We start from the raw sequence: 12,182 nt of genomic DNA, 5'->3' as shown, positions 1-12,182 counted from the left end.
GGAACCGGTCGATCGGAGACCTCGGCGCAGTCAGGGCAGAGAGCGCGTCGGCCTCGTTCCGCTCTCCTGTGCGGGGAGAGCGGAGGTCTTTACCAGAGATATTGTGGACTAGACCATTCTGATCTGTCCATGCCCGTGCAGGGAGAACAGATACACCGTACGCCGGTAGGCTCCCCCGTGTGCCCTCCATGAACGATCTCGTACGCCAGCACACCGCTCTGAGCGATTCCGACCTTGAGTGGCTGCACCTGCTGGTATCGGAATGGCAGTTGCTGTCCGATCTGTCCTTCGCCGACCTCGTGCTGTGGGTACCCACCCTCGACGGCACGCGGTACGTGTCGGTGGCCCAGATGCGGCCGAACACCGGGCCCACCTCCTACCAGGACGACATGGTGGGTCATCTGGTGCCCCGCGGTCGCCGCCCGATGCTGGACTCCGCGCTGGACGAGGGCCGGATCGTGCGCGAGGGCGACCCGGAATGGCGGGAAGAGGTGCCGGTCCGCGTCGAGTCCATCCCGGTCCGCCGCGAGGGCCGGGTACTCGGGGTGATCGCGCGGAACACCAATCTGCTCACCGTGCGCACGCCCAGCCGGCTGGAGCTCACCTACCTGCAGAGCGCGTCCGACCTGGCCCAGATGATCGCCGCCGGAACGTTTCCCTTCCCCGGGCAGCAGGTCGACATGGACGCGTCCCCGCGCGCGGGCGACGGCCTGATCCGGCTCGACGCGGACGGCGTCGTCCAGTACGCCAGCCCCAACGCGCTCTCCGCCTACCACCGGCTCGGCCTCGCCGCCGACCTCGTGGGGCACCACCTCGGCCAGGCGACCGCCGAACTGGCCCCCGCCCGGGGCCCGGTGGACGAAGCGCTGGTCAAACTGGCCAGCGGCTGGGCGCCCCGGGAGTTCGAGGTGGAGGGCGAGGAGGGCGTGATCCAGCTGCGCGCGATCCCGCTCAAGCCCAAGGGCACGCACATCGGTTCGCTGGTCCTGCTGCGGGATGTCACCGAACTCCGCCGCCGTGAGCGCGAACTGATCACCAAGGACGCCACCATCCGGGAGATCCACCACCGGGTGAAGAACAATCTGCAGACCGTCGCCGCGCTGTTGCGCCTCCAGTCACGCCGGATGGATTCGGAGCAGGGTCGCGAGGCACTCAACGAGGCCGTACGCAGGGTCGGTTCGATCGCGATCGTGCACGAGACGCTGTCCCAGACGCTGGACGAGCGGGTCGAGTTCGACGAGATCGCCGACCGGGTACTCGCCATGGTCGCCGAGATCTCCCCCGGAAAGGTGACCGCCCGCCGCACCGGACGGTTCGGCATCCTGGACGCCGAAGTCGCCACCCCGTTGTCGATGGTGCTGACCGAAGTGCTGCAGAACGCCCTGGAGCACGCCTTCGACCAGAGCGAACACGGCACGGTCGAGGTCGGCGCGGTACGCGGCGGCAGCCGTACGGAACCGCGACTGCTGGTCACCGTCCAGGACAACGGCCGCGGCCTGCCCGACGGCTTCGATCCGCGGCGCGCAGGAAATCTGGGGCTGCAGATCGTACGGACCCTGGTGGAGGGGGAGTTGGGCGGCACGTTCGACATGGTGCCGGCGCCGGAACGGGGTACGCAGGTGATCCTGGACGTGCCGGTCCGCGCCGAGAAGAACTAGGACGTCCGTCCGGCGGGACCGCGAACGACCCTGAACAGCAGTAAGCCCCGGACCCATCAGGTCCGGGGCTCAAAGCTCACGTTGCTCTGCGCATCGGGGGTACTGCGCGCTGCGGCTCGGGGGCCACGGGGAGTCTGTGTCAGGCGCTGGCGTTGCGCGCCCGGTTGCGAGCTGCACGGCGCTTCATTGCGCGGCGCTCGTCCTCACTCAGACCACCCCAGACGCCGGAGTCCTGACCGGACTCAAGCGCCCACTGCAGGCACTGCTCCATGACGGGGCAGCGGCGGCAGACGGCCTTGGCTTCCTCGATCTGCAGGAGCGCAGGACCGGTGTTGCCGATGGGGAAGAAGAGCTCGGGGTCTTCCTCGCGGCAAACGGCGCGGTGACGCCAGTCCATGGCTGCTCCATCTCCTCGTATGACGGGAACGTTGCTTGTGAATGTGAACGCTTTCACGAATCCCTCCACACGGGAAGGGCTGAATTCCAGTTCGCGAACTGGTGCAGACCTGTGGGATGAGGAGAAGGATTCGGGCTCTCAAGGGGGCCGGTGAAGTGGCCGTCCCGATCGCCATGAAGAGACTCGCAAACCTCGGCGACGGATACAACCCCTACTGGAAACTTTTTTTTGATTCCTTGGTGTCGCCTAGGTCACAGCCGTACTTCTAGGGGGTGGGAGTCAGCCTAAACGTTCGAGTGGAAGGACTTTAGGCCCTACTGCTCACACAATCACACGCAGTGCACGGCGTACGCCTGTGAACGTCACGCTCGTGCGCAGTCCCAGGTGGTCGCCGTCCATCTGGAAGGGCAAAGGCACCTGGGAATGCAAGGTGAAGGCCGTCAGGTCGTGCAGGGACACCGCGTGCTTGCCCCGGGGGCCGCGTTCCGGTGTTGACGTCAGCAGCTGGGTGGCATACCGGGTCACCGCGGGGGGCGAGAGCTTGCTCAGTGCGAACAGGTCGAGGGCGGTGTCGAACGACGCTTCCGGGGAGGGGTACAGCGGGCGATTGCCCAGGTAGCTCCAGGGGGAGGTGTTGCAGATTATCGACATCGCCAGCCGCTCGACGATCTCGGTCGAGCCCGCTTCCGCACCCGGCCGTTCGAGGGTGATGGTGCCCTGCCGACGGTTCGGCTCGCCCAGGAACTGCCGTACCACCTGTCGCACATACAGGGCGTGGGTCGAACGCTTGCCGCGTTCGCGTTGCTGTTCGACGCGGCCCACGACGCCGGCGTCGAAGCCGAAGCCGGCGCAGAAGGTGAACCACCGGGCCGGGACGCCCTCGTCCTCGGATCCGGGTGTTCCCGAGGCGAGCCCCAGGCCGACCGTGCGCTCGCTGCCGTCCCGCACGGCGTCCAGCAGGGCGCCGGTGGCCTCCACGACGTCGTTCGGCAGGCCCAGGGCGCGGGCGAAGACGTTGGTGGAGCCGCCGGGCACGACGGCCAGGCGGGGGTGGGACTGCGGGTCGGGTCCGTGGGTCAGCAGGCCGTTGACGACTTCGTTGACCGTGCCGTCGCCGCCGAGCGCCACCACCAGCTCGGTCCTGCCGTCCTCGGCGGCCTGCCGGGCGAGGTCCCGGGCGTGGCCGCGGTAGCGGGTCTGGGCGACCTCCAGATCGAGGTCGCTGGCGAGCGCGTGGGCCAGTACGTCACGGGTGCGGGCACTGGTGGTGGTAGCTGCGGGATTGACCACGAGAAGTGCGCGCATGTGCGCCAGCGTACCTACCTGCGGGTACCCGCCCCCACGCCCACCTCTGCAACGGACCGCGGGCGGCGGCTTCGCGAGGGCGCGGGCCGGGGATCCGGTCGCCCGTTGCGGCGGCGCTACCCTGCTGGGGTGAGCAGTCAGCAGAAACAGTCCGCGAACCGAGCCGCCGGTGCCGCCGCGGCGCCCGAGCCGACCGGGCCGCGGCCGGCCCGGCTGAGCGCCGCCGCGGCGCTCACCGCGGTCGAAGGGGTGGCCCTGGCCGCGCTCGGCATCTTCATGCTGGTCGAGGGGCTGGCCGGCTCGCCCGACAGCCCGCAGCAGGCGGTGACGGGCGCGGTGACGGTGATCGTGCTCGCCGTGCTGCCGCTGCTCTCCGCCCGCGGTCTGTGGCTGCTGCGCCGCTGGAGCCGGGGCCCCTCGCTGATCACGCAGATCGTCGCGCTGCCGGTCGCCTGGACGCTCGTCAACGGCGGCGGCGCACTCATCGCGGCCGGCATCGTGCTCGCCGTGGCGGCGCTGGTGGTCCTCGGCCTGCTGGTCAACCCGACGGCCACCGAGGCGCTCGGCATCGGCCCCCGGGAGTAGCCGCCGGAGCGGACATGCAGAAGGGGCGGGGTCCGTTCGGGCCCCGCCCCTCCCATGTGCCGTGCTCGGTGCTCACTCCTCGACGAGGAGCTTGTCGCGCAGCTGGGCCAGGGTGCGGGCCAGGAGGCGCGAGACGTGCATCTGGGAGATGCCGACCTCCTGGGCGATCTGGGACTGGGTCATGTTGCCGAAGAACCGCAGCAGCAGGATCTTCTTCTCGCGCGGCGGCAGGTCCTCCAGCAGCGGCTTGAGGGACTCGCGGTACTCCACACCCTCCAGTGCCTCGTCCTCGGCGCCGAGGGTGTCGGCGACCGCGGGGGACTCGTCGTCGGTGTCCGGGACGTCCAGGGAGAGCGTGCTGTAGGCGTTGGCCGACTCCAGGCCCTCCAGGACCTCCTCCTCGGAGATCCCGAGGTGCTCGGCCAGTTCGTGGACCGTGGGGGCACGGCCGTGGCGCTGGGACAGCTCGGCGGTCGCGGTGGTCAGGGACAGGCGCAGTTCCTGGAGGCGGCGCGGGACGCGGACCGCCCAGCCCTTGTCGCGGAAGTGCCGCTTGATCTCGCCGACGACGGTCGGGGTGGCGTAGGTGGAGAACTCCACGCCGCGCTCCGGGTCGAAGCGGTCGACGGACTTGATCAGGCCGATCGTGGCGACCTGGGTGAGGTCGTCCAGGGGCTCGCCGCGGTTGCGGAACCTGCGGGCCAGGTGCTCGACCAGCGGGAGATGCATCCGCACCAGGGTGTTGCGGAGTTCCGCGCGCTCGGGGGAGCCGTCGGGGAGCTTGCGCAGCTCGTGGAAGAGCGCCCGCGCGCCGTTGCGGTCGTGCGGGTCATGGGCGTGCGCGGGTTCGAGGGCGTGCTGGGGCTCCTGGGCGTCCTGCGGCCCGGGTGGATCCTGTGGTGTCTCCGGCGGGCGCGGGTCGTGCTGCGCCTGCTGCCCCTGCTGCTCGCTGTGGTCCATGTGATCCGCCTGCTCCGCCGCGTCCAACCGGCCGCCGTGGTCGTCTGCGCCCGTCGGACGCGGCCGGGAATGCTGGTCGGGGATGGTCGCGCCGGGCGCCATTCCCGTACCGCGTTCGAGATCTTTCACGGGGCCCCCTGTTCGGTCATGACGGTCCGGGACCGGCGCCGCGCTCCTTGTACAGGCTGATGGTGACCGTACGGTCCTCGGCGACGGTGGAGTCGACCTTGCCGGCCAGTGCGGAGAGCACCGTCCAGGCGAAGGTGTCGCGCTCGGGTGCGCGGCCGTCGGTGGTGGGCGCCGAGACGGTCACCTGGAGTGCGTCGTCGATGAGGCGGAAGACGCAGCTCAGCACCGAGCCGGGGACGGCCTGTTGCAGCAGGATGGCGCACGCCTCGTCGACCGCGATGCGCAGATCCTCGATCTCGTCGAGGGTGAAGTCCAAACGGGCTGCGAGTCCGGCCGTGGCCGTACGCAGCACAGACAGGTAGGCACCCGCAGCGGGCAGACGGACTTCCACGAAGTCCTGATTCCCGGGCTCGCCTGCGATCTGGGACACCCTCACCTCCAAGGTGGCACAAGCTGGTTGAGCTGGTATGCGTGACTTTTGTGCGGTTTCGGCGCATCTGTACCGGTCGTTTCTCCTGTCAGGTGAAAGGAGAACGACGCGGCGCAGCACATGGTTCGGCTGCGACGCTATCGCGATCTCCGGGCCGGTGTCGCCCGGAGGGAGCAGGGTTGCCGTCCGGGCGACGATCCGGCCCGTGGTCACCCATGGCCGACGTTGTCACTTATTGTAAGACTATGGATACACACGGTGGCTAGGGGTCTGCACGGTCAAATCGGTTCCGATTACGCTCCGTTGACCCGCGAGGTCTTCGCGAGGTCGTGCAGCGCATCTCCAGTGAGCCGGAAGACCGTCCATTCGTCCATGGGCTGCGCACCGATCGACCGGTAAAAGCCGATGGACGGTTCATTCCAATCCAGGACTGACCACTCGAAACGCTCGTAGCCACGGGTCACGCACAGCTCGGCGAGCGCGGCCAGCAGCGCCTTGCCGTGCCCGCCGCCGCGCGCCTCGGGGCGTACGTACAGGTCTTCCAGATAGACACCGTGCGTGCCCGTCCACGTCGAGAAGTTCCGGAACCACAGGGCAAAGCCCACCGGTACTCCGGACGCCTCCGCGAGCAGCGCGAAGGCCGCCGGCTGGGCGCCGAACAGGGCCTCGGCCAACTGCGGCTCGGTGGCCCGCGCGGACTCGGGCTCCCGTTCGTAGGCGGCCAGTTCGCGGATCATGGCGAGGATGACGGGGACGTCGGCGGGGGTCGCTTGGCGGATCATGCCGCCAGGCTAAGAGGTGCCCACCGGGAGCCGCGCGGCCGCCCTCACACCAGGAGCTGGTCCGTGAAACACCACCGCCAGGTCTCGCCCGGCTCGAACGACCGCATCACGGGATGGCCGGTTTCCTCGTAGTGCGCCGTGGCGTGCCGGAACGGCGAGGAGTCGCAGCAGCCGACGTGGCCGCACACCAGGCACAGCCGCAGCTGTACCGGGTGGCTGCCGGCCGCCAGGCACTCCAGGCAGGTGGCGCTCAGCGGGGCGGGCTCGGCGCGCGGCAGCTCAGGGACATGCGTGCACTCGCTCATGATGGCCAGGTTAGATCGCCGGGACGGGCGGCGGAGCGCGCCGACGCCGACGGACGAGGTGCGGAGGTACGGCCCGATGGATGTGATGCCGCTGCTGTTGCTGATCGCGGGGAGCGCGGCGGTCGCGGCGCTCGCGCGGCGTACGCCCGTACCGGCGCCCCTGATGCTGGTCACCGCGGGACTCGCCGCCGGCTATCTCCCGGGCGTCCCGGACTACACCCTCGACCCGCACATCGTGCTGCCGCTGGTGCTGCCCCCGCTGCTGCACACCGCCGCGCTCGAAAGCTCCTACCTCGACCTGCGCGCCAACTGGCGCCCCGTGGGGCTGCTGTCGGTCGGCTACGTCCTCTTCGCGACCCTCGCCGTCGGCGGCGTCGCCTACCTCCTCATCCCCGGCCTGCCGCTGGCCCCGGCCCTGGTGCTGGGCGCCGTCGTCGCGCCGCCCGACGCCGTCGCGGCCACCGCCATCGCCCGCGAACTCGGCCTGCCCCACCGGATCACCACCATCCTCCAGGGCGAATCCCTGGTGAACGACGCCACCGCCATCACCGCCTACAAGGTGGCGCTGGGCGCGGCGGTCGGGGTGGGCAGCACCTGGGGCCGCGGGATCGAGGAGTTCGCCGTCGCCGCCCTGGGGGGCATCGGGATCGGCGTCGTCCTGATGGTGCCGCTGCACTGGCTGCGCCTCCGGCTGCGGACATCCGCGCTCCTGGAGAACACCCTCTCGCTGCTCATCCCGTTCGTGGCGTACGCCGCCGCCGAGCAGGTCGGCGCCTCCGGGGTGCTCGCCGTCGTCGTGGTCGCCCTCTTCCTGGGGCACCGTTCCTGGCAGGTCGACTTCGAGACCCGGCTCCAGGAGGCCGCCGTCTGGAACGTCGTCTCCTTCGTCCTGGAGTGCGCGGTGTTCGCGCTGATCGGCCTCCAGCTGCCCGTCGTGCTGCGCGGGCTCGGCGAGTTCGGCGGCGCCGAGGCCGCCTGGTACGCGCTCGTCGTCTTCGCCGTGGTGGTGCTGGCACGGTTCGTCTGGGTCTACCCCGCGACGTATCTGCCGCGCGTCCTGTCGTCCCGGATCCGCGGCCGGGAGCCCGACACGACCTGGGCGGGGCCCGTCATCGTCGGCTGGGCCGGGATGCGCGGAGTGGTGTCGCTGGCCATCGCCTTCTCCATCCCCGCCACCGTGCACGGCGGCGGCCCGTTCCCCGCCCGCAACCTCGTGCTCTTCCTGACCTTCACCACCGTCATCGCCACGCTGGTCGTCCAGGGCCTGACGCTGCCGCCGCTGATCCGCGCCCTGAACCTGCCCGCCAAGGACGTGCAGGCCGAGACGCTCGCCGAGGCCCAGGCGCAGAACGAGGCGTCCGGGGCCGCCGAAGCGCGCCTGGACGAGCTGCTGGCCGACCGGCGCAACGCCCTGCCGGGCCCGCTGTCCGACCGGCTGCGCACGGTCATGGAACGGCGCCGCAACGCCGTCTGGGAGCGGCTGGGCGCGGTCAACGAGGAGACCGGCGAATCGGCCGACGAGACCTACCGGCGGCTGGCCAGGGAAATGATCGACGCCGAGCGGAGGGTCTTCGTCCGGCTGCGCGACACCCGCCGGATCGACGACGAGATGCTGCGGACGCTGCTGCGCCGGCTCGACCTGGAGGAGGCCGCCGCCTACCGGGAGGGCGCCTAGCGCCTCGTGGCACCTGTCCGCAGGCTCAGGGTGTACCGGTGATCACCGCGGCCACCGCGCTGCCGGGGGCGAAGGCGCCCTCACCGGCCAGGGCCGCGAGGCCCAGCAGCATCTTGGCGACGTAGGTCCGCTCCAGCGGCAGGCCGTGCCGTTCCTCGAACGCGTCGGCGAAGGCGTCCAGTTCGGGGGTGCGCCGTGCGTAGCCGCCGCAGCAGAACCGGTCCTCCAGCCGCCAGTCGCCGCGCGGCCCGCCGAACGCCGCGCGCTGGAGCCCTTCGACCGTCCCCTGGAGGAAGTGCGGGCTGCCGCCCTTGAGGACGGCGAAGCCGACGGCCCGCTGACCGGGTCCGAGCCCCGCGGCCAGGCCCGCCAGGGTGCCGCCGGTCCCGCACGGCACCGCCGCCGTGCCGGCCGCTCCGCGCAGCTCCCTGCCCAGCTCGGCGGCGCCCTGCGCGGCGAGTGCGTTGCTGCCGCCCTCCGGTATGACGCGGAACGCGCCGAACCGGTCGTGCAGCGCGGCGAGCACCTCCGGGTCGGCGGAACGGCGGTAGGTGGCACGGTCGGTGAAGTGCAGCCGCATGCCGTCGGCGGCGCAGCGGGCCAGCGACGGGTTGAGCGGCGCGCCGGCCAGCTCGTCGCCCCGTACGACGCCGATGGTGCCGAAGCCGAGGAGCCGTCCTGCCGCGGCCGTGGCGCGCAGATGGTTGGAGTACGCGCCCCCGAACGTGAGCAGGGTCCGCTCGCCCGCGGCCGCCGCGGCCCGCAGGTTGGGTGCCAGCTTGCGCCATTTGTTGCCGGGCAGCGCGGGATGGATCAGATCGTCCCGCTTGAGCAGCAGCCGTATGCCGTGCCGGGCGAACGCCGGGTCCTCGACCTCGCGGAGCGGGGAGGGCAGCAGCGGGTGCAGGGCGTCGGGGCCGGAGACGGGGCGGGTCACACCGCCCATTGTCGCGGCCGCCACCGGGGTGCGGCGCGGCCGGCCCCGTCGGCCCGCGGTCACTTCAGCGGCAGCTTCTCCGCGATGACCGTGCGCAACACGTCGGCGCCGCCCGGACCCGCGTGGTGGGCGCGCCCGGAGCCGGCCGGACGGACCCTGCCGTCCTTGGTGATCACACCGTCGCCGGCCGCCGGCCGCACGCCTAGGGCCGCAGGAAGCCGTCTCCGTGGGCGCTGATGTGCGCCTCCAGAGCGCTCAGTGCGTTCCGCGTCGCCTCCGGGGAGCCGCTGCCGCTGCGCTCGGCGTAATAGGCCGCGCCCAGCTTCTTCAGCAGGTCATTGCCCGCCCGCTGCTGCTGTACGTCGTCGACCTTCTGCCTGCCCTGGTCCAAGGCGCTCTGTGCCTGCTCCTTGGCGCGGTCGAGAAACCCTGCCATCGCTGCCTCCGTGAAGATCGGTGTCATAACGGTCAACGGCGCATCGGGCCGTCGGGTTCCCGTGCCAGGCTGGAGGACGTGGTGGCAGAGTGCGAGACGGGTGGGCTGTCCGGTGTGTACCGCGAGCGGGCGTCCCGGCTGCGCGGCGCCGTGCTGTGGACGACCGCCGCGCGCCCGGCCGGCGGCGCGGTGCTGCCGGACGGCTGCACGGACCTGATCTGGGGCGGCGGGCGGCTGCTGGTGTCCGGTCCCGACACCGGCCCGCACCTGGCGGAAGGCACGCCCGGCACCCGCTTCACCGGGCTGCGCTTCGCCCCGGGGCAGGGCCCGGCCGTCTTCGGCGTGCCCGCCGGTGAACTGCGCGACCGCCGCGTCCCGCTGGAGGACCTGTGGCCCGCCGGGCGGGTGCGGGAGCTGACCGGGCGGCTGGCGGCGGACGGTGCGCCCGGCCGCCTCCTGGAGGAGGCGGCGGTGGCCCGCATCCGGGAGGCCGCCGGGCACCTGCCTCCGGGGCGGGCGGGCCGGTCCGCCCGCAGCGCCGCGATCACCCGGGCCCTGGCGCAGGGCCGCTCCGTGACCGAGGTCGCCGACGGTGTGCAGCTCGGCGTCCGGCAGCTGCACCGGCACTGCCTGGATGCGTTCGGCTACGGCCCCAAGACCCTGGCCCGGGTGCTCAGGCTGGTGCGGGCGCTCGATCTGGCGCGGGCCGGCGTCCCGTACGTGCAGGTGGCGGACCGCGCCGGATATGCGGATCAGGCGCACCTGGCGCGCGAGGTGCGGTCGCTCGCGGGGGTTCCCCTGGGGGCCTTGCTCGGGCCGGGTTAGCGTATCGGCATGGACTACCAGGCCGTACTTGAGGAGGTAGCGGCCTTCGCCCGGCCGTTCGCGGGACAAGGACAGGTCGCCGACTACATTCCGGCGCTCGAACGGGTCTCCGCCGACCGCTTCGGGATCGCGGTGGCCGACATCAACGGCGCGGTGCACGGCGTGGGCGACTGGGAGGTGCCGTTCTCCGTCCAGTCGATATCCAAGACCTTCTCGCTCGCGCTGGTGATGGCCCACGCGCACGGCGACGACGACATCTGGAAGCGGGTGGGCCGCGAGCCCTCCGGGACGCCGTTCAACTCGCTGGTCCAGCTGGAGTGGGAGAACGGCATCCCGCGCAACCCGTTCATCAACGCGGGCGCGCTGGTCGTCACCGACCGGCTGCAGTCCCTCACCGGCGACGCCAGCACGACGATGCTGCACTTCCTGCGGGAGGAGAGCGGCAACCCGGATCTCGCGTTCGACCAGGCCGTGGCCGGTTCCGAGGCCGACCACGGCGACCGGAACGCGGCGCTGGCGCACTTCATGGCGTCCTTCGGCAACCTGGAGAACCCGGTGCCCAGCGTCATCGAGCACTACTTCTGGCAGTGCTCGATCGAAATGAGCTGCCGCGACCTGGCGACGGCCGGCAGCTTCCTCGCCCGGCACGGCGTGCGCGCCGACGGCACCCGGCTGCTCCAGGCGCGCGAGGCGAAGCGGATCAACGCGGTGATGCTGACCTGCGGCACCTACGACGCGGCGGGGGAGTTCGCCTACCGCGTCGGGCTGCCGGCCAAGAGCGGCGTCGGCGGCGGGATCATCGCCGTGGTGCCGGGCCGCTGCACGCTGTGCGTGTGGAGCCCCGGCCTGGACCGGCGGGGCAACTCCGTCGCGGGCGCTGCCGCCCTGGACCACTTCACGACGCTGACCGGCTGGTCGGTGTTCTGAGTCGGCGCGGGCCACGCAGGATCGTGCGGACACCCCCGTGGCCCGCGCGGTGGTTCCCCCGGCGGCCCGCCCCCGGCCGCGTTGTGGCGGCGATCTCCTGGGCGCATCGTGGGAGGGGAGGTGCAGTGCCATGGAGCACGAGATGCGCGCGGAGTACGAGGAAGGCGTGACGTCGGATGCCGGCGCCCCGGTCAAGGTCTGGCACATGGTCCGGCGGGAAGGGATCAAGGCGCTGTGCGGCCGCATGCTGGAGCCGTCCGCAGTGACCCAGTCCGCCGACACCTGGGGCACTCCCGAGGGAGAGCCGTTCTGCTTCTTGTGCGGCGCGATTTACCTGCGCGAGGTGCCGTAGCGCCGCTCTGCTAGCCGTCCAGCGGGGCGAACAGGTCCACGCCGTGCCCGTCCGGGTCCGCGACGACGGCGTAGCGCTGGCCCCAGAACGCGTCCCAGGGGGCCTTCTCGCCGGTGTAGCCGGCGGCGGTCAGTTCGGCGTAGGCGCGGTCGACGCCGGCCGGTCCCTCGCAGGCGAAGGCGAGTCCGGTCGGGGTGCCGCCCTGCGGTGGTGTCCAGTCCGAGTCGGTTGCGCGCGCGGTCTCGTGGGTGTCCCACATGAGCCGCAGCCCGCCGGGCAGTGCGGCCTCGGCGTGCGGGGCGGTGTCCGCTTCGGCGGGGATGTCCAGGCCGAGGCGGCGGTAGAAGGCGAGGGACGCGGCCATGTCGGCGACGGTCATCCCGATGGCGGCGAAACGCGGTGTCGAAGAAGTCATGCGGTGAGCGTAGGCAGGGTGGCCCGCCGCGGTCTTGAACGTTTCGGACGCCACGGGACGCGCG

Annotated in this window: 15 protein-coding genes and 1 pseudogene; 6 read left to right on the top strand and 10 right to left on the bottom strand. The window is 71.6% G+C overall.

What is annotated here, in order from left to right:
* The first annotated feature begins 188 nt into the window (after positions 1-188).
* Positions 189-1,658, top strand: coding sequence for a sensor histidine kinase (locus tag LIU39_RS15330; protein ID WP_227047312.1), 1,470 nt, complete (start codon positions 189-191; stop codon positions 1,656-1,658).
* Positions 1,659-1,797: 139 nt separating this feature from the next.
* Here LIU39_RS15330 and LIU39_RS15325 read toward each other — a convergent pair whose 3' ends face one another.
* On the bottom strand, positions 1,798-2,055 hold the full coding sequence (locus LIU39_RS15325; protein ID WP_003983230.1) for a WhiB family transcriptional regulator: 258 nt from the start codon (positions 2,053-2,055) through the stop codon (positions 1,798-1,800).
* Between the two features lie 321 nt (positions 2,056-2,376).
* A complete protein-coding gene (locus tag LIU39_RS15320) occupies positions 2,377-3,360 on the bottom strand; it encodes a diacylglycerol/lipid kinase family protein (protein ID WP_227047258.1) in 984 nt (327 codons plus the stop codon).
* Positions 3,361-3,489: 129 nt separating this feature from the next.
* Here LIU39_RS15320 and LIU39_RS15315 point away from each other — a divergent pair, with 129 nt between their 5' ends.
* On the top strand, positions 3,490-3,945 hold the full coding sequence (locus LIU39_RS15315; RefSeq protein WP_227047257.1) for a hypothetical protein: 456 nt from the start codon (positions 3,490-3,492) through the stop codon (positions 3,943-3,945).
* A 72-nt stretch (positions 3,946-4,017) separates the two neighbouring features.
* On the opposite strand, the gene LIU39_RS15310 is transcribed toward LIU39_RS15315, so the two are convergent.
* From LIU39_RS15310 to LIU39_RS15295, 4 genes are all read right to left on the bottom strand, one after another.
* Positions 4,018-5,007 carry an RNA polymerase sigma factor SigF gene (locus tag LIU39_RS15310; protein WP_227047311.1) on the bottom strand — a complete coding sequence of 330 codons (990 nt, stop codon included), beginning with the start codon at positions 5,005-5,007 and terminating at the stop codon, positions 4,018-4,020.
* 43 nt (positions 5,008-5,050) lie between these two features.
* The gene (locus LIU39_RS15305; protein ID WP_052860744.1) at positions 5,051-5,464 is read right to left on the bottom strand and encodes an ATP-binding protein; all 414 of its coding nucleotides are present in this window, start codon (positions 5,462-5,464) and stop codon (positions 5,051-5,053) included.
* A 293-nt stretch (positions 5,465-5,757) separates the two neighbouring features.
* Positions 5,758-6,246 carry a GNAT family N-acetyltransferase gene (locus LIU39_RS15300; protein ID WP_227047256.1) on the bottom strand — a complete coding sequence of 163 codons (489 nt, stop codon included), beginning with the start codon at positions 6,244-6,246 and terminating at the stop codon, positions 5,758-5,760.
* Between the two features lie 44 nt (positions 6,247-6,290).
* Complete coding sequence (locus LIU39_RS15295; RefSeq protein WP_227047255.1) at positions 6,291-6,551, bottom strand: UBP-type zinc finger domain-containing protein; 261 nt, start codon at positions 6,549-6,551, stop codon at positions 6,291-6,293.
* Between the two features lie 76 nt (positions 6,552-6,627).
* On the opposite strand from LIU39_RS15295, the gene LIU39_RS15290 reads away from it, so the two are divergent.
* Positions 6,628-8,226, top strand: a complete 1,599-nt coding sequence (locus LIU39_RS15290) for a Na+/H+ antiporter (RefSeq protein ID WP_227047254.1) — start codon at positions 6,628-6,630, stop codon at positions 8,224-8,226.
* 25 nt (positions 8,227-8,251) lie between these two features.
* Here the strand turns inward: LIU39_RS15290 and LIU39_RS15285 are convergent, their stop codons facing one another.
* From LIU39_RS15285 to LIU39_RS15275, 3 genes and pseudogenes are all read right to left on the bottom strand, one after another.
* The gene (locus tag LIU39_RS15285) at positions 8,252-9,172 is read right to left on the bottom strand and encodes a 1-aminocyclopropane-1-carboxylate deaminase/D-cysteine desulfhydrase (RefSeq protein WP_227047310.1); all 921 of its coding nucleotides are present in this window, start codon (positions 9,170-9,172) and stop codon (positions 8,252-8,254) included.
* Positions 9,173-9,237: 65 nt separating this feature from the next.
* A pseudogene (locus LIU39_RS15280) lies at positions 9,238-9,342 on the bottom strand (N-acetylmuramoyl-L-alanine amidase); the annotation flags it as partial.
* A 23-nt stretch (positions 9,343-9,365) separates the two neighbouring features.
* The gene (locus LIU39_RS15275) at positions 9,366-9,599 is read right to left on the bottom strand and encodes a hypothetical protein (protein ID WP_227047253.1); all 234 of its coding nucleotides are present in this window, start codon (positions 9,597-9,599) and stop codon (positions 9,366-9,368) included.
* A gap of 81 nt (positions 9,600-9,680) precedes the next feature.
* On the opposite strand from LIU39_RS15275, the gene LIU39_RS15270 reads away from it, so the two are divergent.
* From LIU39_RS15270 to LIU39_RS15260, 3 genes are all read left to right on the top strand, one after another.
* A complete protein-coding gene (locus LIU39_RS15270) occupies positions 9,681-10,424 on the top strand; it encodes a helix-turn-helix transcriptional regulator (protein ID WP_227047252.1) in 744 nt (247 codons plus the stop codon).
* A gap of 9 nt (positions 10,425-10,433) precedes the next feature.
* The gene (locus tag LIU39_RS15265; RefSeq protein WP_227047251.1) at positions 10,434-11,351 is read left to right on the top strand and encodes a glutaminase; all 918 of its coding nucleotides are present in this window, start codon (positions 10,434-10,436) and stop codon (positions 11,349-11,351) included.
* Positions 11,352-11,481: 130 nt separating this feature from the next.
* Positions 11,482-11,703 (top strand): hypothetical protein, encoded by a 222-nt coding sequence (locus tag LIU39_RS15260; RefSeq protein WP_227047250.1) that lies wholly within the window; start codon positions 11,482-11,484, stop codon positions 11,701-11,703.
* A gap of 10 nt (positions 11,704-11,713) precedes the next feature.
* Here LIU39_RS15260 and LIU39_RS15255 read toward each other — a convergent pair whose 3' ends face one another.
* On the bottom strand, positions 11,714-12,118 hold the full coding sequence (locus LIU39_RS15255; RefSeq protein WP_227047249.1) for a VOC family protein: 405 nt from the start codon (positions 12,116-12,118) through the stop codon (positions 11,714-11,716).
* Between the last annotated feature and the right edge of the window lie 64 nt (positions 12,119-12,182).

The organism is Streptomyces pinistramenti, assembly GCF_020564935.1.
Taxonomy (GTDB): Bacteria; Actinomycetota; Actinomycetes; order Streptomycetales; family Streptomycetaceae; genus Streptomyces; species Streptomyces pinistramenti.
The sequence above is the reverse complement of the archived record's forward strand: the minus strand, read 5'-3'. Positions and strand labels throughout refer to the sequence as shown.